Origin of the sequence: Streptomyces laculatispora (assembly GCF_017353455.1) — a bacterium.
In the GTDB taxonomy this organism is placed as follows: Bacteria; Actinomycetota; Actinomycetes; order Streptomycetales; family Streptomycetaceae; genus Streptomyces; species Streptomyces laculatispora.
Window position 1 is genome coordinate 1 of sequence record NZ_JAFMPZ010000313.1, and the last position, 17,853, is coordinate 17,853.

The following is a 17,853-nucleotide window of genomic DNA, read 5'->3' on the forward strand; positions in this document are numbered from 1 at the left end:
GTACGGGGTGGTGGTGGCGGTCTTCCAGTGGGGCTGGGGCGGGCCCGCGCTGGGCGTCTCCGGGACGGTGCCCATCGAGAGCTATGTGCCGATGATGATGTTCGCGATCGTCTTCGGCCTGAGCATGGACTACGAGGTGTTCCTGATCGCACGCGTGCACGAGGAGTGGCTGCGCACCCGGGACAGCAGGGGCGCCGTGGCGCACGGGCTGGAGATCACCGCCCGGGTGATCACCTGTGCCGCACTGATCATGGTCAGCGTGTTCGCCGCCTTCATCCTCAGCCACACCATCGTGATCAAGATGGTGGGCCTGGGGCTGGCGGTCAGTGTGCTCATCGACGCCACGATCGTCCGGCTGCTGCTGGTACCCGCCGTGATGACGCTGCTGGGCCGCAGCGCGTGGTGGATGCCCGGCTGGCTGGACCGGGTGCTCCCCCACATCGACACCGAGGGCGAGCCGGTCCCGCCGGTGGCCGCGCCCTGACCGGCACCGCAGCGGTCGGAGCGAGGAGTTCACCGCCTCGGTCAGCGCCGCCTTGCGCGGGTCGTCGGCGATGTGCGGGCCCACCCGGTTCATGACGTGGCCCAGGGCGATCCCGGCCGCCGGGGCCGATCTCCCGGACGCCGCCCCCTCAGCGGGCCCCGGTTTCGAGGCGGAGGCTCCAGCGGCGGGGCAGACCGGTGAGCGTGACGGTGGAGAGCGGGCAGACGTCGACGTTCCAGTACGTCGACGGCGGGGCCCGCAGCGCGTAGACGAGGGCGGCCCGGACGACGGCCGGTTCGGCGACGGCGACGATCGACCCGTCGCAGGCGGGACGCGTGTCGAGCCAGCCCCCTATCCGGGAGATGAAGGCGAGCAGCGGTTCGCCGCCGTGCGGCGCGGACCGCGGGTCGGTGAGCCAGGCGTCCACGGCCGCCGGCTCGCGCGCGGTGACGTCGGCGAGGGTGCAGCCGCGCCACCGCCCCATGTCGCAGTCGCGCAGGGCGGGCTGGACCATCGGGGCGAAGCCGAGTGCCTGGCCGGTGGCGCGGCTGCGGGCGGTCGGTGAGCAGTAGCGCAGCTCGGCCGCCCCCAGGGGGATCAGGGCCGCGGCGGCGAACTGCACCTCGTGCCAGCCGGCCTCGTCGAGCGGCCGGTCGTCGTCGAAGCGCTCTCCGAGCAGGGAGGAGTTGCGCGCCGCGGCGACGAGTGAGACTCGAACACTCATGGCCGCGATCGTGGAGCCGATCGTCTCGCGGGTCAAGAGCGCGGCCGGAAGCGCTTCCGGGTCAGCCTAGCTTGAGGGACATCCACTTGTCCGGGCTGTCGAGCGGCTTGAAACCGACCTTCTCATAAACGCCGTGGGCGTCCTCCGTGGCCAGCACGACCCGCCGGACGCCGGCCTCGGCGAGGTGGTCGCGCGCCGCGGCGACGATCCTTGCGCCGAGTCCGTGGCCGCGGGCTGCGCGGTCGACGTACACGTCGCAGAGCCACCCGAAGGTGGCGCCGTCGGTCACCACCCGGGCATACGCGACCTGTTCGCCCGACGCGAGGTCGTAGGCGCCGAGGTTGAGCGATCCGGCGATGGCCAGATCCTGGCGCTCCCGCGTCCGGCCGAGTGCCCAATACGCGTCGGTGGAGAGCCAGTTGTGAATCCTGGCCGCATCCAGCCGGGACGGGTCGGACGAGATCTCGTAACGCTGCTGGGGAGTTTCCGTCATGGCTGGAGACTAGCCTCCGGCGCATCGAGGGCGCCTCCCCAGGCCGTGCGCAGGCGCCGTACGCCCTCGGCGATCTCGGCCGTTCCGGCGGCTGCCGCGTAGCTCAACCGGACGTGGGGCGCCGGGGGTTCGGCGCAGAAGTACGGCCGTCCCGGCGCGATGGCGACACCGGCGCGCAGGGCCGAGGAGACCATGGCGCTCTCGTCGCCGCCGGCTCCGGTGCCGGGCAGGCCCACCCAGAGGCTGCCCCCGCCCGCCGGGATGTGCGGGAGCGCGAGAGCGGGCAGGCCGCGGCGGAGCGCCGCGGTCATCGCGGTGCGCCGGGCCCGCAACTCGGCTGACAAGGACCGCAGATGGCGGCTCCAGGCCGGTGCCCCGACGAGTTCGAGCGCGGCCTCCTGGAGCGGCCGGGGGACGAAGAAGCTGTCGACGACCTGGAGGGCACGCAGCCGTTCGAGCACCGGGCCGCGCGCGGCGAGGGCGCCCACCCTGAGGCTGGGCGAGGTCACCTTGGTGAGGGAGCAGACATGGACGACGACCCCGTCGGGGTCATCGGCGGCCAGCGGTCGCGGCAGCGGTCCGGCGTCGTCGTGGACGAGCCGGCGGGCGAAGTCGTCCTCGATGACGAACGCCCCCGCCTCCCTGGCGATCCGGACGACCTCGGAGCGCCGGGCCGGGGCCAGGACCGCGCCGGTCGGGTTCTGGAACAGCGGCTGGCAGACGAAGACACGGGCGCCGGTGGCCCGGAAGGCGGCGGCGAGCAGTTCCGGCCGTACGCCGTCGGTGTCGGCCGGGACCGGCACGGGCCGCAGCCCGATGGCCCGCGCCACCGCCAGCATCCCGGGGTAGGTGGGCGATTCGACCAGCACCGGGGCGCCGGGCCGGCCGAGCGCCCGCAGCGCGGTGGCCAGGGCGCTCTGGCCACCGGCGGTGATCAGCACGTCGGCGGCGGTGAGCGCGGACCCGATCTCGCGGGCGAACCAGGCGCGCAGTTCGGTCAGCCCCTCGGTGGGCGGGCGGCCCCAGGCGCCGGGGCGCCGGCCGGCCCGCGCGAGTGCGGCGGCGAGGGCGCGTTCGGGCTGGAGCGAGCTGTGCAGGTAGCCGCCGTTGAACTCGACGACGCCCGTGGCAGGGGCCGCCAGGGTCGCCAGGACGCCGGACGCGTCGACGGTACGGGGTACGACCTCGGGACCGCCGTCACCGCTGAGTGACACCTCCTGCCATGAGGTGTCACCGGGCGGCGGCGCGGCGGCGCGCGGCTGCGCCCGGAACGCGCCGGCGCCGGGGCGGGTGACAACGAGCCCTTCCGCGGCGAGCTGCGCGATGGCCCGCGAGACGGTCACGGGACTCGCCCGGAAGCGCTCCACCAGGGCACGACTGGACGGCAGCTTGTCTCCAGGCGAGTAGCGGTTCAGCTCGCCCCGGAGAAGACCGGCCAGATCGGCCACACTGCTACGCTCATGCATGAAAGCAGAGGATAGCGCTACTCCCAGCAGCACGATAGCGGTCGGCCCCGCCGCGGACGGCCCGGCCCGCGCCCCGGTGCCGGACGCGGCAGGCGGTGCCCCCGGGCCCCGGTCGGCGGGCCGGAGCGGAACACTGCTCGCCGGACTCGGAGTGGTCGCCTTCTCCCTGACCTTCCCCTCCACCGCGTGGGGCCTGGAGAGCTTCGGTCCCTGGTCCCTGGTGGCGTTGCGCAGCCTGCTGGCCGCGGTGATCGCGGGCAGCGTGCTCCTGGTGACCCGGGTACGGGTACCCGAGCGCCGGCACTGGGCCGGGCTGGCCGTCGTGGCGGGCGGTGTGGTGGTGGGGTTCCCGCTGCTGACCACGCTGGCGCTGCAGACCTCGACGACCTCGCACGCGGCCGTGGTGGTGGGGCTGCTGCCGCTGACCACGGCGGTCTTCGCCTCCGTGCGGACCGGATCGCGTCAGTCCCGTGCGTTCTGGATCGCGGCGGTCACCGGGGCGGGTGTGGTGATCGTCTTCACCGTGCTGCAGAGCGGCGGCGCGCTCTCCGCCGGGGATCTCTGCCTGTTCGGCGCCCTGCTGGTGTGCGCGGCGGGGTACACCGAGGGCGGCAGGCTGGCGAAGGCCATGCCGGGCTGGCAGGTGATCGGCTGGGCGCTGATCCTCACCCTGCCGCTGGCCGTGGCGGGCACCGCGTTCGCGCTGCCGTACGAGCCGGTGCGGCTGACCGCGCACGGGGTGACCGGCCTGGTCTGGGTCGCGGCGTGCTCGACCTTCTTCGGGCTCTACGTCTGGTACCGGGGCATGGCGGAGATCGGGGTGGCGCGGGCCAGCCAGCTCCAGCTCGCGCAGCCGCTGCTGACGCTGGTCTGGTCGTACTTCCTGCTCGGCGAGGGGGTCTCGGTGGCGGCGCCGGTCGCGGCGGTCGCTGTTCTCCTCTGCATCGCGGCCACCCAGCGCACGGGCGGCGCCGGGCGCGGCCGGTGACCGCCGCCTGCCTTACCGCCGGGCCAGGGCCTCCCGCATCGGACGGAACCGCCGTGCGGACATAGACTTGTCGACATGGACCGACACCCGTGAGGAGGTCACTCCCAATGGAGGCACACGCGGGCGACCGGCTGGTGACGCACGGCAGGACCGTGGGGCAGCAGGACCGGGTCGCAGAGATCGTCGAGGTGCTCGGGGACGGGGGCGCTCCCCCGTACCGCGTCCGCTTCGACGACGGACATGAACACATCCTGGCTCCCGGCCCCGACAGCGTCGTCCGGCACGACGCCGACGACAGCCGGGCCCCGGGACCGTAGAGCCCCGGCGCCGGGCGGCGTCGTACGGCACCCGGCCGGTCAGCCCGGCGGGCGCACCCGTGACCGGTAGTGGTCGGCCACCACCCGCGCCATCGCGCCGATCCGGTCCGCGACCACGACCTTGCCGGAGAAGTAGACGTGGCCGCGGGCCTGGTCGTACCCGGAGGCGAGGTCGATGTGCCGGGAGAGTTCCGCCGGGTCCTGCCAGGCCGCGGGCTGGGCCGGGTCGCCGGCCTTGTAGAGCGCCTCGCCGATGAAGAGATCGACGCCCGTGCCCCGTACCACGTCGTTCCACCAGGGCAGCAGCACGGCGTAGTCGGCGGCGGCGAACCCGATGTTCCAGTAGAGCTGCGGGCAGATGTAGTCGATCCAGCCCTTCTTGATCCAGCCGCGGGTGTCCGCGTACAGGTCGTCGTAGGTCTGTACGCCCGCCGCGCTCTTCGAGCCGAGCGGGTCGGTCGAGGCGTTGCGCCACACTCCGAACGGGCTGATGCCGAACCGGACGGCCGGCTTGACCGCCTTGATCCGCTCGGCGGTCTCCTGCACCAGTTTGTCGATGTTGGCACGCCGCCAGGCCGCCTTGTTCGCGAAGCCCGCACCGTACTTCTTGTACGCGGCCCCGTCCGCGAAGGACTGCCCGGCCACCGGGTACGGGTAGAAGTAGTCGTCCCAGTGGACCGCGTCGATGTCGTAGCGGCGGACCGCGTCGAGCATCGCGTCCTGGACGAAGCTCCGGACCTCGGGCAGGCCCGGGTTGTAGTAGAGCTTCCCGCCGTACGGCAGGGCCCAGTCGGGGTGCACTCTCGCGGGGTGGGTGGCGGCCAGCCGGGAGCGGTCGGTGTGGTTCGCGACCCGGTACGGGTTGAACCAGGCGTGCAGTTCCAGGCCGCGGCTGTGCGCCTCCCGTACCGCGGTGCCCAGCGGGTCCCAGCCGGGATCCTTGCCCTGGACGCCGGTGAGGCACTCGGCCCACGGCTCGTACTGCGAGGGCCACAGCGCGTCGGCGGACGGGCGGACCTGGAGGATCACCGCGTTCAGCCGCCGGTCGACGGCCTCGTCGAGGTAGGCGATCAGCTCGGCCCGCTGCGCGGAGGCGGACAGTCCCGGTTTCGAGGGCCAGTCGAGGTTGCCGACCGTTCCCACCCACATGCCCCGCAGCTCCCGCCGCAGCGCGTCGCGGGAGCTCCCCACCCGGTCCGCGCGCCCCTCGCCCGGCGGGACCGCGGCGGCCTCACCGGTCACGGTTGCCGAGGCCACCACCGCCGCCACCGTCCCGGCCGAACCGGCCACAAAGCTCCTTCTGGCGATTTGCCGCATTTCTTCGCACCTGCCGTCTCTCTGTCCTCGTCCGGATCCCCGGAATCAGGGGCCAGGGCTGAGCATGCACGCCCCGGCCCGCAATCCCGTGGAGGGCGCGGAGTAACGTCGTGGGGTCGAGGCGGAGCCCGGAACCGAACGGAAGCCGCCGCACGGAGAACAGTGAAAGGCACGAGGTGACGGACTCTATGGCGGACATCGCACGCGTCGGAGTGGTCGGCTGCGGCCAGATGGGCGCAGGCATCGCGGAGGTGTGTGCCCGCAGCGGCCTCGATGTCAGAGTGGCCGAGACCACCGGCGAGGCGCTGGAGATCGGCCGCACCCGGCTCTACAACTCGCTCTCGAAGGCCGCCGAACGCGGCAAGATCACCGAGGAGGAACGCGACGAGACTCTCGGCCGCCTCACCTTCACCACCGACCTCGGTGAGTTCGCCGACCGCGATCTCGTCATCGAGGCCGTCGTGGAGAACGAGCAGGTCAAGACCGAGATCTTCCAGGTGCTGGACCAGGTGGTGACCCGGCAGGACGCGATCCTCGCCTCCAACACCTCCTCGATCCCGCTGGTGAAGCTGGCCGTCGCGACCTCGCGCCCCGACCAGGTCATCGGCATCCACTTCTTCAATCCGGCTCCGGTGCAGAAGCTCGTCGAACTCATCCCCGCGCTGACCACGTCGGACGAGACGGTCAAGCGTGCCGAGGCCGTGGTGCAGGACATACTCGGCAAGCACCCGATCCGCGCCCAGGACCGGTCCGGCTTCGTCGTCAACGCGCTGCTGATTCCGTACCTGCTCTCCGCGATCCGGATGTTCGAGTCGGGAATCGCCAGCCGCGAGGACATCGACAACGGCATGGAGATGGGCTGCGCCCACCCGATGGGCCCGCTCAAGCTCGCCGATCTGATCGGGCTGGACACCGTGGCCTCGGTCGCCGACTCGATGTACGCCGAGTACAAGGAGCCCCTGTACGCCGCTCCCCCGCTGCTCCAGCGGATGGTGGACGCGGGCCGGCTCGGCCGCAAGACCGGCTCGGGCTTCTACCCGTACGCCTGACATCGCTCACCCGCGGGGGCAAAGGGCCGGCCGGCCCCTCGCCCCCGCGGACCTGTTCAGCCCAGCCGTAAGTGGTGCAGCATCATGAGCCCGGCCGCCATGCCCGCAGCCGGCACCTCACCGCGGGCGATCATGTCGGGCACCAGCTTGAGCGGTATCCACTCGCGGCGCGAGGACTCGAAGGCGTCGCTCGGGTCGCCGGTCCAGTCGGCCTGCTCGCCCCAGTAGAAGTGGTGCCGGGCGTCGGTGAGCCCGTTCGACGGTTCCACGGTCAGCAGCGGGCGCAGCGCTCCGGGGCGCCACCCGGTCTCCTCCTCCATCTCCCGGGCGGCCGCCGCTGCCAGGCCCTCACCGTCCTCGACCACGCCCGCGGCGAGTTCCCAGCCCCAGCTGTCGGTGATGAACCGGTGCCGCCAGAGCAGCAGGACCTCGTTCGCCTCGTTGACGACGGTGGCCGCGGCGACGGGGCGGAGCCGGATGACGTAGTGGTCGAGGTGGTCGCCGTCGGGAAGCACGACATCGGCCAGATTGACCCGGAACCAGCGATTCTCGTACACAGTCTGTTCGTTCAGGTTTGTCCACTGCACAGTTCTGCCACCTTCTGACTAGTAGGTGGCCATATCGCAGCAGACCGGCGCTCACAGCGGTACGCGCAGCGATCCGTCGATGAGCTCCGCGGCCCGTTCCGCGTCGGTGCTGCCGCTCGCGACCAGGTGCTCGCGCACCGAGCGCAGCCGGTCGCGCAGCCGCTGCGACTCCATGCCCCTGGCCCGTTCGGCCATCTCGGCGGCCGTGACCGCCGCCCGGTCGGCCTCGCCCTGCCGCAGCTCGATCGTGGTCAGCATGGCGAGCCGGTGGACCCGGCCCCGGTCGTGCGCGGGCGTCCGCACCGCGGCCGTCGCGTGCTCCCTGGCCGCGGACAGATCCCCGAGGCTGAGCAGCGCCTCCGCCGCCTGGACGTTGACCAGGCCCGGCTGGACGTACCCCGTCTCGTCCGGCTCCTGGCCCGGCCGGATGCGCTCGGCCTCGGACTCGGCGCGGCGGATGGACTTCAGGGCGCTGCCCCCGTCGCCGAGATGGGCGTACGCCTTGGCCTGCATCGCGTGCAGATCGGCCGCGAGCGCGGGCGTGATGTCACTTCCGGCGGCCCGCAGCGCCGCCTCGGCGAAGGCGACGGACTGCCGGTAGTCGGCCAGGAACAGCGACTGGTTGACCAGCAGCGCGATCACATAGCCGCCGAGCCCGCGGTCCCCGCTCGCCTTGGCCAGCCGCAGCGCCTGGTGGAAGTAGCGCTGGGCGAGCCCGTGCGCGTCGGAGTCGTAGGCGCAGATGCCCGCGACGGCCACCAGCCCGCCCGTCGCACGGTGCAGTTGACGCCCCATCGCATCGCTGTAGCCGCCGCGCAGCAACGGCGCGGTCTCGGCGTTGAGGAAGCCGACGATGCGCGAACGCGTCGCGATACCGCCCGCCCTGCGGTACATCAGTTCGTAGTGAGCGCGGGCGGCGCGCAGTGTCGCTATGTCGGCCGTGCTGACCCGGGTCGGCCCGGTGCGGGACACATCCGCGTCCTCCGGCGGGTTCTCCCACTCCCACACGGGCATCACCGCGGTGGTCCCGGTGACGGCCGGGGCGGCGACGACGTGCGGGCGCTGCTGTTCGTCGGAGCGCCACAACGCGGTGGCCCGTTCGACGAAACCGGTGAGCGAGCAGCCCTGCGCGGGCGGGTGGCCGCCTTGGCCCGCCATGCCGATGTCATCGAGCGAGACGGCCCTGCGCAGGCGATCGCCGAGCACTTCGCAGATCAGGTCGGGCACCTGGCCGCGCGGCCGCTGGCCCTTCAGCCAGCGGGCCACGGCGGTGTGTTCGTACCGCAGGCACAGCCCCCGGCCGCGGCCGGCCTGGTTGACGTGCGCGGCGAGCCCGGCCCGGGAGACACCCGCCTCGTCGATCAGAGCCTCTAGCAGAGTGTTGGGCTCCATTGCCCCCATTGCCCCCTCCGGTGGGTCGGCACGCCTGAACGTGTCGCCCCAGTGGAGCACGATTCACACGGGGTGTGAACGGAATGCCCGAACCGTCCCGCTGCGCACTCTGTTGCGCCGGGCGGTCACTGGCTTGACTGAGTCCCTCGCAAGAGGCGGCCGGGTCGTCTGCTCCCCCTCGTACAGCACGACGACCCGCACCCGCGCCGTCCGCTCTGCCGACCTGCCCGACACTCCGCGGCAGCGCGGACGGCGCCGGATCGCACGACCCACTGCCCACTGATCGGAGGGTGGCTGCGGGGTCGGCCGGGCACCGGGTTCCCCCGGACCCGGTCAGGGTCCGCGTGCGGTCCTCCGCCTCCCGGCGAGCACACAGGAGGGGCGTATCCGATGGCCGGATACGCCCCTCCTCTCTGTGCGTGGACCCGCGTGCGGCGTTACGCGCCGCGCAGCACCGCGCCCGTGCGCTCGGCGGCCAGCGCCACCGCGGCGTCCCGGGCGGCGGTGGCCTCGTCGACGGTCAGCGTGCGGTCCGCGGCACGGAATCGCAGCGCGTACGCCAGGGACTTGTGGCCCCCGCCGATCTGCTCACCCGTGAAGACGTCGAACAGCCTCAGCGATTCGAGGAGTTCGCCCGCGCCCTCGCGGAGTGCCTGCTCCACCTCGGCGGCGGGGACGTCCTCGGCGACGACCAGCGCGACGTCCTGGGTCGCCACCGGGAAGGCGGAGATCCGGGGTGCCTGGAGGGCGCCGTCGACGGCCTGCTCCAGGACGTCGAGCTCGACCTCCGCCGCGCAGGTGCGCTCGGGCAGGTGGAGCTCCTTGATGACGCGCGGGTGCAGCTCACCGGCGTGCCCGAACAGGGTCTCCTCGCCGTCGACCGTGACGTACAGCGCGGCGCAGCGGCCCGGGTGCCACGGGGCGTGCTGCTCGGCGCGGACGGTGAGCTCGACACCCGCCTCACGGGCGATGGCGCGGGCGGCCTCGACGGAGTCCGCCCAGTCGGCCGGGCGGCCCTTGCCCCACCAGCCGGCCTGCTCGCGGGCGCCCGCGAGGACGACGGCGGCGCGGCGCGGCTGACGCGGCAGCGCGGCGTCGAGCGAGGCGATCTCCTCGTCGGAGGGCCGCCGGTCGACGGGCAGCCGGACCGGCTTGGTCTCCTGGCCGGTGAGTGGGGCCTCCCCTGCTCGAACGGAGCTGAGAGCTTGGGGAATGAAGACGAGACCGGTCTCGAAGAGCGCGAGGTCGTGGCTGCCGCGGCCGTCGTTGCGCCGCAGCGCGCCGAGGAGGCCCGGCAGCAGCGTGGTGCGCAGCGACGGCTCCTCGTCGGAGAGCGGGTTGACGAGCCTGACCGTACGGCGGCGGTCGTCGTCCGCGTCCAGGCCCAGCTGGTCCAGGACCGCCTCGCCGGTGAACGGGTAGTTCAGCGCCTCGACGTAGCCGGCGCCGGCGAGCGCCCGGCCGATCCTGCGGTGCAGCCGCTGGCGGTCGGTGAGCCCGCGGCCGGACGGCGGCGTCGGGAGCGTGGACGGGAGGTTCTCGTAGCCCTCCAGCCGGATGACCTCTTCGGCCAGGTCGTTCGGCTCGTTGAGGTCGGGCCGCCAGGACGGCGCCGTGACGAGCAGCTCGTCCTGTCCGTAGACGTCGCAGCCGACCTCCTGGAGGCGGCGCACGACGGTCTCGCGGCCGTAGCTGACACCGGCCACCTTGTCGGGGTGGTCGGCCGCCATCGAGATGGTGCGCGGTCCGGACGGGGCGGTCACCTCGGTGACGCCCGCCTCGGCCGTGCCACCGGCGAGCAGCACCAGCAGATCGACGGTGCGCTGCGCCGCCGCGGCCGCGGCCTGCGGGTCGACGCCTCGCTCGAAGCGCTTGGACGCCTCGGAGGACAGCTTGTGGCGGCGCGCGGTGCGGGCGATCGAGATCGCGTCGAAGTGCGCGGCCTCGATGACCACCTCGGTGCTGTGGGCGCCTTCGGCGGCGTCCGCGATCTCCGTGTTGGCCCCACCCATGACGCCCGCCAGACCGATCGGCCCGCGGTTGTCGGTGATGACGAGGTCGGCCGCGTCCAGGACGCGGACGGTGCCGTCGAGGGTGGTGAGCTTCTCGCCCTGCTCGGCGCGGCGCACCCCGATCGGACCGTCGATACGGGTCCGGTCGTAGGCGTGCAGCGGCTGGCCGAGTTCGAGCATCACGTAGTTGGTGACGTCGACCGCGAGCGAGATCGGCCGCATCCCGGCCTTCTGGAGCCGGCGCTGCATCCAGATCGGGGAGCGGGCCTCGGGCTGCAGGCCGACCACGGTGCGCGCGGTGAAGCGGGAGCAGCCGACCGGGTCGGCGACCTGTACCGGGTAGCCGTACGCGTTCGGCGCGGGCACGTCCAGCAGGGCCGGGTCGCGCAGCGGCAGGCCGTAGGCGATGGCGGTCTCACGGGCGACGCCGCGCATCGAGAGGCAGTAGCCGCGGTCGGGCGTGACGGCGATGTCGAGGACCTCGTCGACGAGCTGGAGCAGCTCGATCGCGTCGGCGCCGACCTCGTGCTCCGGCGGCAGCACGATGATGCCGTGGGTGCCGTCGTCGCCCATGCCGAGCTCGTCGGTGGAGCAGATCATGCCGTGCGAGGTCTTGCCGTACGTCTTGCGCGCGGCGATCGCGAAGTCACCGGGCAGCACGGCGCCGGGGAGGACCACGACGACCTTGTCGCCGACGGCGAAGTTACGGGCTCCGCAGACGATCTCCTGCGGCTCACCGGTGCCGTTGGCGGCGCCGACGTCCACCGTGCAGAAGCGGATGGGCTTCTTGAAGCCCTCCAGCTCCTCGATGGTCAGCACCTTGCCGACGACCAGCGGGCCCTTGAGGCCGGCGCCGATCTGCTCGACCGTCTCGACCTCCAGGCCGACGGCGACGAGCTTGGCCTGTACATCACGGCCGGTCTCGGTGGCAGGCAGGTCGACGTACTCCCGCAGCCAGGAAAGCGGGACGCGCATCAGATCTCCATCCCGAAGGGCCGGGTGAACCGGACGTCACCCTCGACCATGTCTCGCATGTCTTCTACGTTGTGGCGGAACATCAGCATCCGCTCGATGCCGAACCCGAAGGCGAATCCGCTGTACTTCTGGGGGTCGACGCCGCAGGCGATGAGCACCTTGGGGTTGACCATGCCGCAGCCGCCGAGCTCGATCCAGCCCTCGCTGCCGCAAGTGCGGCAGGGTCGGTCCGGGTTGCCGACGGACTCGCCGCGGCAGACGTAGCAGACCATGTCCATCTCGGCGGACGGCTCGGTGAACGGGAAGAAGTTCGGCCGCAGCCGGGTCTTCATGTCCGGGCCGAAGAGCGCCTGGACCATGTGGTCGAGGGTGCCCTTCAGGTCGGCCATGGTGAGGCCCTCGTCGACGGCGAGCAGCTCGATCTGGTGGAAGACCGGGGTGTGCGTCGCGTCCAGCTCGTCGGTCCGGTAGACCCGACCGGGGCAGACCACGTAGACCGGGGGCTCGCGGTCGAGCAGCGTGCGGGCCTGGACCGGCGAGGTGTGGGTGCGCAGGACGACACCGGACTCGTCGTTCTTCGCGCCGTCGGCGCCCTCGACGAAGAAGGTGTCCTGCATCTGCCGGGCCGGATGGTCGGGCACGAAGTTCAGGGCGTCGAAGTTGAACCACTCGGCCTCGGCCTCGGGGCCCTCGGCGACCTCGTAGCCCATGGCCACGAAGACGTCGGCGACGCGCTCCATGATCGTCGTCAGCGGGTGGCGGGCGCCGGCCGGGATGCGGTCGTACGGCAGCGTGACGTCCACCGCCTCCTCGACCAGGACCCGGGCGTCCCGCTCGGCCTCCAGCTCCGCCTGGCGGGCGGCGAGCGCCCTGCCCACGGCGGCGCGGGCCTGGCCCACACGCTTGCCCGCCTCGGCCTTGGCCTGCGGCGGCAGCGCGCCGATCTCGCGGTTGGCGAGCGACAGGGGCGAGGTACCGCCGGTGTGCGCGGTCTTCGCCTGGGCGAGCGCGTCGAGGTCGCCCGCGGCGGCGAAGGCGGCGAACGCCTCGTCCCGGATGCGCTCGATCTCTTCCGGTTTCAGTGCCTCGACCTCGACTGGGTCGTACGACTTGTTCGGTGCCGACATCTCTTCCCGTACTTCCGATTGGCTGGTACTGCGCTTACCGGGGGATACCCCCGGACCCCCGCGGCCCCGCTCGACGCCTGGAGGACACAAAGGTGCCAATGGTCGAGTCTAAGGGTCACAGGATGTATGGGGCGCCCGTGGGCCGCTCACGCCAGGTAGGCAGGCGTGCTCACGGGCAGGATAAATCGGAACTCGGCGCCGCCGCCGGGACCGCGGCCGACCGTGATCGTGCCGCCGTGCGCCTCGACGATGCCCTTGACGATATAAAGGCCCAGGCCCGTGCCGCCGCGCTTGCTCCCCCGCCAGAAGCGGGTGAAGACACGGCCCATCGACTCCTCGGGGATGCCGCTGCCTTCGTCGCTCACGGTGACGGCCGTTCCCTTCTCGTCGCTCTTGGCCGGTGCGGGTGCCACCTCGATGGTGACGGTTCCCTCGCCGTGGCGCACCGCGTTTTCCAGCAGATTGCCGAGTACCTGGTCGACCTTGTCCGGGTCGGCCCAGACGGCGGGCAACGGCTGGCAGGTGCGGACGAGGAAACGGTCCGGCGCCTGGCCGTTGGCGGTGAGCGCCTGGATGTGGCGCTCCACCGCGGCCGAGAGGTCGACGGGCTGGCGGCGCAGCTCAAGGCGCCCCGAGTCGATCCGGGAGATGTCGAGCAGCTCCGTGATCAGCCGGGTGACACGGTTGGCGTCGGCGTAGACGGTCTCCAGCATCAGCCGTTTCTGGTCGTCCGTGAACCGCTCCCACTTGGCCAGCAGCGTGGCCGTGAAGCCCTTGACGGAGGTCAGCGGCGAGCGCAGCTCGTGGGCGACGGTGGCGATCAGTTCGGCATGGCTGCGCTCGGTACGGCGGCGGGCCTCGGTGCCGCGCAGGCTGATCACCAGCCGGCGGACGGGCCCGGTCGGGCTCTCGCGTACGTAGCGTGCGGAGACGAGGACTTCGCGGCCGCCGGGCAGCAGCAGATTCCGTTCGGGCTGGCCGACCCGGGTGGCGAGGCCGCCGTAGGGGTCGGTCAGCTCCCACCAGCGGCGGCCCTTGAGGTCCTCCAGCGGCAGCGCGTGCTCCAGCGGGCGGCCGAGGGCGGCGGCCCGGGGCATGGCGGTGATCCGTGCGGCGGCGGCGTTGAAGCAGATGATCCGGCCGGTCTCGTCCGCGACGACGAGACCGTCGGGAAGGTCGTCGGGATCCAGGGACTGGCCACCGGGTCCGATGTCCGGGACGGACCCACCCTCCGGGTCCGCGGCGGCGCGCACGACGGCCGCGTGTGTCGCCTGCGGTCCGCTCATGCCGACAGCCATATTCCCGTACCCCACCTCTCGAACCGGTGCAGTGGGCCCCCGAGTTCGTCACCCTACTAGTCGTCGGTGACGGAGCGACACCCTGCGGGTCCCTCCGCCGGGGCGCGCGTGTTCGGCGGGTGTCAGCCGGCGCTGCGGCGCGGGCGCTGGGCGCGCGCGGAGGCGTACAGGCAGACAGCGGCGGCGGTCGCGAGGTTGAGGCTCTCCGCCTTGCCGTGGATCGGCACCCGCACGACGGCGTCGGCCAGGGCCCGGGTCTCCTCCGGCAGGCCCCAGGCCTCGTTGCCGAAGACCCAGGCGGTGGGGCCGCCCATGGTGCCGGCGTCGAGTTCGTCGTCGAGGTCGTCCTCGCCCGCGCCGTCGGCCGCGAGGATCCGCGACCCCGCCTCCCGCAGCCCCCGCACGGCCTGCTCGACCGGCACGCCGACGGCGACCGGCAGGTGGAAGAGCGAACCGACCGACGCGCGCACGGACTTGGGGTTGTAGAGGTCCACGGAGGCGTCGGTGAGGACGACCGCGTCGGCGCCCGCGGCGTCGGCGCAGCGCAGCACGGTACCGGCGTTCCCGGGGTCCCGGACGTTCGCCAGGACGGCGACGAGGGCGGGGCGCGCGGCGAGGATCGACTCGAAGGGCGAGTCGAGGAAGCGGCAGACGCCGATCAGTCCCTGCGGGGTCACGGTCTGCGACACGTCGGCGAGCACCTCGCTGTCGGCGAGATGCACCCGGGCGCCGGCCGCGAGGGCGGCGTCGATGATGGACTCGTAGCGCTCGGCGGCCTCGACGGTGGCGAAGAGCTCGACGAGGGTCGCCTCGCCGTCGCTGCCGCGGTGCTCCGCGGCCTCGCGCACGGCCTGTGGCCCCTCGGCGATGAACCTGCGCTCCTTGCCGCGGAAGTTGCGCCTGGCCAGCCGCCGGGCGGCGGCGACCCGTGGCGATCGCGGGGAGATCAGTTCAGGGGTGCCCATGGTCGGCGGCGAGCCTCTCTGCGTTACGAAGGTCCGGGTCGTGCGGCGCACCGGACGGCGGTACGCGGGGTGCAACGCACCGGACCCGCAGACGGCGAGCGCCTGCGGGTCCGGCTCAAAACCAGGAAGTGCGGCCCTGAATCAGGCGGCCTTCGGGGCGTTGACGTCGCTCGGGAGGGCCTTCTGGGCCACCTCGACGAGGGCGGCGAACGCGTTGGCGTCGTTGACCGCGAGCTCGGCCAGGATCTTGCGGTCCACCTCGATGTTGGCGGCGTTCAGACCCTGGATGAGACGGTTGTACGTCATGCCGTTCTGGCGGGCAGCGGCGTTGATGCGCTGGATCCACAGCCGACGGAAGTCGCCCTTGCGCTTCTTGCGGTCGTTGTAGTTGTAGACCAGGGAGTGGGTGACCTGCTCCTTGGCCTTGCGGTACAGGCGCGAGCGCTGGCCGCGGTAACCGCTGGCGGCCTCGAGAATTGCCCGGCGCTTCTTGTGGGCGTTGACTGCCCGCTTGACGCGTGCCACTTGTTAACTCCTTGTAGCGGGGCCGTGGTCGTACTCACACGGCCCGGAAACGAATTGGTCCCGGTCTGATCGAGGGCGCGTCCCCGGGTTCACCGGCGACGACGGCCTCACTTGCCGAGAAGCTTCTTGATCTTCTTGGCGTCGGCCGGAGCCACGACGACCGTGCCGGTCAGCGAGCGGGTCTTCTTGGACGACTTGTGCTCGAGCAGGTGGCGCTTGCCGGCCCTCTCTCGGAGCACCTTGCCGGAGCCGGTGATCTTGAAGCGCTTGCTGGCACCGCTGTGCGTCTTGTTCTTCGGCATCGCGCCGTTCTCTCCTCGTCAGTGGCGCCCCTCCCGGTGCGGGCACCGGGCTGCAGGGACGTCAGATCTTTGGTGGGATTCCGGGAGGACCCGGGGGCGCCTGGATGGCGGCCCCCGGAGGTCACGCCTCGGAGGGTGTCTCGGCCGGAGCCTCGGAGGACGCTTCGGCCGGAGCCTCGGCAGCCTCGTCCGCAGCCTCGGCGTCCGGGGTGTAACCCTGACGCTCCGCCTTGCGGGCGGCCTGGGCCTCGCGGGCCTCGGCCATGGCTTCGGTCTTCTTCTTGTGCGGGCCAAGAACCATGATCATGTTCCGGCCGTCCTGCTTCGGGTTGGACTCGATGAAGCCGAGTTCCTCCACGTCCGAAGCGAGACGCTGGAGCAGTCGGAAGCCCAGCTCGGGGCGGGACTGCTCACGACCACGGAACATGATCGTGATCTTGACCTTGTCGCCCTGCTTGAGGAACCGGACGACGTGACCCTTCTTGGTGTCATAGTCGTGCGGGTCGATCTTCGGCCGGAGCTTCATCTCCTTGATGACCGTGTGCGCCTGGTTCTTGCGCGCCTCACGGGCCTTCATGGCCGACTCGTACTTGAACTTCCCGTAGTCCATGAGCTTGCACACGGGCGGACGGGCGGTAGCCGCCACCTCGACCAGGTCGAGGTCGTACTCCTGTGCAAGTTCCAGGGCCTTGGCAAGCGGGACAATCCCGACCTGCTCGCCGCTGGGACCGACAAGTCGCACCTCGGGTACGCGAATCCGGTCGTTGATGCGGGGCTCGGCGCTGATGGATCCTCCTCGGTAGCACCACGCGGCCGCCTGGCGGACAGCCACGTAACGTCTGTTTCGACAGACCAACCGTGCGGAGGCAAGAAAAATGCCCCGGACGGGACACAGGCGGGGCTCCTGGAAAACCGGAACACCGCCGCGGTCAACCGCGGGGCGCATCGAGCGGCTCCATCGTCCGTACGGAACGATGGGCGCCACCAGACCGGTGACCCGCCGTCCTGGGGACGGTCAGGTGGGAGATCGGAGCCTCCACTTGTGGGCCGAGCACATAGGTACCCAGCCGGTCGTTACACAAGGTTAGCAGCTCGCCCGGGGTGGTGCGAACCTCACGCACGGGCCCGTGACTCCTGAGGTCAGCGGTGCGGCTCCCGGGGAAGAGGGCACCGGGCCGTGGGCCTATCGTATGGGGCATGAGCGACGCGACCCCCACCACTGATTCCCCCGGCTTCGACGAAATGGCCCGCGACATCGCGGAGGTGCCGGCGGTCGAGGTGATCGTGACGGTCGCGGTCAACCTGATGAGCGCCGCCGCCGTGAAGCTCGGGCTGACCGAGGACGGCGACGAGCACAAGGACCTCGACGAGGCCCGCAAGCTGGTCCACGCACTGGCAGGCCTGCTGGACGCGAGCACCACCGAGATCAGCTCCTTCCACGCGGCACCGCTGCGCGACGGCCTGAAGTCGCTGCAGCTGGCGTTCCGCGAGGCCTCGCTCGTACCGGACGAGCCGGGCCAGGGCCCCGGTGAGAAGTACACCGGACCGGTCTTCGGCTGAGCCGCCCCTCCCCTCTCCCTCTTGACGCCGTGAGCCCCCGCCCGTTCGGGCGGGGGCTCACGGCGTGCGGGGGTTCAGGTTCTCCGAGCGCCTCGGTGCGCGTCGGGCCAGTGGGGTGATCAGCGCGTGAAAAGGGCGTCACCCGGTGCGTTCGCGTCGGCCGGGAGCAGCGCCAGGTCCAGGCCGCGGACCAGCCGGGCCCGCAGCACCTCACTGGCCGCCAGCGACTGCGCGACCCGGCCCGCCGCCTCGGCGGCGGGCCGGGTCGCGCA

18 protein-coding genes and 1 pseudogene are annotated in these 17,853 nt (G+C 72.1%); 5 read left to right on the forward strand and 14 right to left on the reverse strand.

Going from position 1 to position 17,853, the window contains the following annotated elements; all coding sequences use genetic code 11:
* Positions 1–484, forward strand: a 484-nt coding sequence (locus J1C73_RS17175) for an MMPL family transporter (protein ID WP_207317158.1), incomplete at its 5' end; no start/stop codon positions are given.
* A gap of 148 nt (positions 485–632) precedes the next feature.
* Here the strand turns inward: J1C73_RS17175 and J1C73_RS17180 are convergent.
* From J1C73_RS17180 to J1C73_RS17190, 3 genes are all read right to left on the reverse strand, one after another.
* Positions 633–1,208: a histidine phosphatase family protein gene (locus J1C73_RS17180; protein WP_123469747.1), complete on the reverse strand. Its 576-nt coding sequence runs from the start codon at positions 1,206–1,208 to the stop codon at positions 633–635.
* Positions 1,209–1,269: 61 nt separating this feature from the next.
* Positions 1,270–1,701 (reverse strand): GNAT family N-acetyltransferase, encoded by a 432-nt coding sequence (locus J1C73_RS17185; protein ID WP_123468567.1) that lies wholly within the window; start codon positions 1,699–1,701, stop codon positions 1,270–1,272.
* Complete coding sequence (locus J1C73_RS17190) at positions 1,698–3,167, reverse strand: aminotransferase-like domain-containing protein (protein ID WP_207317159.1); 1,470 nt, start codon at positions 3,165–3,167, stop codon at positions 1,698–1,700. The genes J1C73_RS17185 and J1C73_RS17190 overlap by 4 nt, the downstream gene beginning before the upstream one ends.
* On the opposite strand from J1C73_RS17190, the gene J1C73_RS17195 reads away from it, so the two are divergent.
* Both J1C73_RS17195 and J1C73_RS17200 read left to right on the forward strand, forming a co-directional pair.
* Positions 3,166–4,155 carry a DMT family transporter gene (locus J1C73_RS17195; RefSeq protein ID WP_207317161.1) on the forward strand — a complete coding sequence of 330 codons (990 nt, stop codon included), beginning with the start codon at positions 3,166–3,168 and terminating at the stop codon, positions 4,153–4,155. The two genes, J1C73_RS17190 and J1C73_RS17195, sit on opposite strands and share 2 nt — an antisense overlap.
* 107 nt (positions 4,156–4,262) lie before the next feature.
* Positions 4,263–4,472 carry a DUF1918 domain-containing protein gene (locus J1C73_RS17200; RefSeq protein ID WP_207317162.1) on the forward strand — a complete coding sequence of 70 codons (210 nt, stop codon included), beginning with the start codon at positions 4,263–4,265 and terminating at the stop codon, positions 4,470–4,472.
* A 39-nt stretch (positions 4,473–4,511) separates the two neighbouring features.
* Here J1C73_RS17200 and J1C73_RS17205 read toward each other — a convergent pair whose 3' ends face one another.
* Entirely contained in the window at positions 4,512–5,789 is a 1,278-nt protein-coding gene (locus J1C73_RS17205) for a glycoside hydrolase family 10-like protein (protein ID WP_207317164.1), read from the reverse strand.
* Between the two features lie 188 nt (positions 5,790–5,977).
* Here J1C73_RS17205 and J1C73_RS17210 point away from each other — a divergent pair, with 188 nt between their 5' ends.
* On the forward strand, positions 5,978–6,838 hold the full coding sequence (locus tag J1C73_RS17210; protein ID WP_123468575.1) for a 3-hydroxybutyryl-CoA dehydrogenase: 861 nt from the start codon (positions 5,978–5,980) through the stop codon (positions 6,836–6,838).
* 56 nt (positions 6,839–6,894) lie between these two features.
* Here the strand turns inward: J1C73_RS17210 and J1C73_RS17215 are convergent, their stop codons facing one another.
* The 9 genes from J1C73_RS17215 to infC all read right to left on the reverse strand — a co-directional run bounded on the left by J1C73_RS17215 (position 6,895) and on the right by infC (position 16,853).
* A complete protein-coding gene (locus J1C73_RS17215; RefSeq protein ID WP_207317165.1) occupies positions 6,895–7,425 on the reverse strand; it encodes an NUDIX domain-containing protein in 531 nt (176 codons plus the stop codon).
* Between the two features lie 51 nt (positions 7,426–7,476).
* Positions 7,477–8,817 (reverse strand): NsdA family TPR-like regulatory protein, encoded by a 1,341-nt coding sequence (locus J1C73_RS17220; protein ID WP_207317166.1) that lies wholly within the window; start codon positions 8,815–8,817, stop codon positions 7,477–7,479.
* Between the two features lie 437 nt (positions 8,818–9,254).
* Positions 9,255–11,804, reverse strand: coding sequence for a phenylalanine--tRNA ligase subunit beta (gene pheT, locus J1C73_RS17225; RefSeq protein ID WP_207317168.1), 2,550 nt, complete (start codon positions 11,802–11,804; stop codon positions 9,255–9,257).
* Positions 11,804–12,931: a phenylalanine--tRNA ligase subunit alpha gene (pheS, locus tag J1C73_RS17230; protein ID WP_207317170.1), complete on the reverse strand. Its 1,128-nt coding sequence runs from the start codon at positions 12,929–12,931 to the stop codon at positions 11,804–11,806. Before pheS ends, pheT begins: the two co-directional genes overlap by 1 nt.
* Positions 12,932–13,077: 146 nt before the next feature.
* Positions 13,078–14,229, reverse strand: a complete 1,152-nt coding sequence (locus tag J1C73_RS17235) for a sensor histidine kinase (RefSeq protein WP_207317171.1) — start codon at positions 14,227–14,229, stop codon at positions 13,078–13,080.
* Positions 14,230–14,351: 122 nt separating this feature from the next.
* Entirely contained in the window at positions 14,352–15,194 is an 843-nt protein-coding gene (locus J1C73_RS17240) for a TrmH family RNA methyltransferase (RefSeq protein ID WP_207317172.1), read from the reverse strand.
* 141 nt (positions 15,195–15,335) lie between these two features.
* Positions 15,336–15,719, reverse strand: a complete 384-nt coding sequence (rplT, locus tag J1C73_RS17245; protein ID WP_024494113.1) for a 50S ribosomal protein L20 — start codon at positions 15,717–15,719, stop codon at positions 15,336–15,338.
* 107 nt (positions 15,720–15,826) lie between these two features.
* Positions 15,827–16,021 (reverse strand): 50S ribosomal protein L35, encoded by a 195-nt coding sequence (gene rpmI / locus J1C73_RS17250; protein ID WP_003970213.1) that lies wholly within the window; start codon positions 16,019–16,021, stop codon positions 15,827–15,829.
* 121 nt (positions 16,022–16,142) lie between these two features.
* Positions 16,143–16,853 (reverse strand): translation initiation factor IF-3, encoded by a 711-nt coding sequence (infC, locus tag J1C73_RS17255; protein ID WP_221198178.1) that lies wholly within the window; start codon positions 16,851–16,853, stop codon positions 16,143–16,145.
* Between the two features lie 365 nt (positions 16,854–17,218).
* Here infC and J1C73_RS17260 point away from each other — a divergent pair, with 365 nt between their 5' ends.
* On the forward strand, positions 17,219–17,581 hold the full coding sequence (locus J1C73_RS17260; RefSeq protein ID WP_123468590.1) for a DUF1844 domain-containing protein: 363 nt from the start codon (positions 17,219–17,221) through the stop codon (positions 17,579–17,581).
* 119 nt (positions 17,582–17,700) lie between these two features.
* On the opposite strand, the pseudogene J1C73_RS34975 reads toward J1C73_RS17260, so the two are convergent.
* Positions 17,701–17,853 (reverse strand): annotated as a pseudogene (locus J1C73_RS34975) (SseB family protein); the annotation flags it as partial.

Bases quoted from the DNA above. Each gene is read 5' to 3' on its own strand.
- J1C73_RS17220 (WP_207317166.1), bottom strand. From the start codon at position 8,817: ATGGAGCCCAACACTCTGCTAGAGGCTCTGATCGACGAGGCGGGTGTC.
- J1C73_RS17235 (WP_207317171.1), bottom strand. From the start codon at position 14,229: ATGGCTGTCGGCATGAGCGGACCGCAGGCGACACACGCGGCCGTCGTG.
- pheT (WP_207317168.1), bottom strand. From the start codon at position 11,804: ATGCGCGTCCCGCTTTCCTGGCTGCGGGAGTACGTCGACCTGCCTGCC.
- rpmI (WP_003970213.1), bottom strand. From the start codon at position 16,021: ATGCCGAAGAACAAGACGCACAGCGGTGCCAGCAAGCGCTTCAAGATC.
- J1C73_RS17185 (WP_123468567.1), bottom strand. From the start codon at position 1,701: ATGACGGAAACTCCCCAGCAGCGTTACGAGATCTCGTCCGACCCGTCC.
- J1C73_RS17260 (WP_123468590.1), top strand. From the start codon at position 17,219: ATGAGCGACGCGACCCCCACCACTGATTCCCCCGGCTTCGACGAAATG.
- J1C73_RS17240 (WP_207317172.1), bottom strand. From the start codon at position 15,194: ATGGGCACCCCTGAACTGATCTCCCCGCGATCGCCACGGGTCGCCGCC.
- J1C73_RS17190 (WP_207317159.1), bottom strand. From the start codon at position 3,167: ATGCATGAGCGTAGCAGTGTGGCCGATCTGGCCGGTCTTCTCCGGGGC.
- J1C73_RS17180 (WP_123469747.1), bottom strand. From the start codon at position 1,208: ATGAGTGTTCGAGTCTCACTCGTCGCCGCGGCGCGCAACTCCTCCCTG.
- J1C73_RS17195 (WP_207317161.1), top strand. From the start codon at position 3,166: ATGAAAGCAGAGGATAGCGCTACTCCCAGCAGCACGATAGCGGTCGGC.
- pheS (WP_207317170.1), bottom strand. From the start codon at position 12,931: ATGTCGGCACCGAACAAGTCGTACGACCCAGTCGAGGTCGAGGCACTG.
- J1C73_RS17200 (WP_207317162.1), top strand. From the start codon at position 4,263: ATGGAGGCACACGCGGGCGACCGGCTGGTGACGCACGGCAGGACCGTG.
- J1C73_RS17205 (WP_207317164.1), bottom strand. From the start codon at position 5,789: ATGCGGCAAATCGCCAGAAGGAGCTTTGTGGCCGGTTCGGCCGGGACG.
- J1C73_RS17210 (WP_123468575.1), top strand. From the start codon at position 5,978: ATGGCGGACATCGCACGCGTCGGAGTGGTCGGCTGCGGCCAGATGGGC.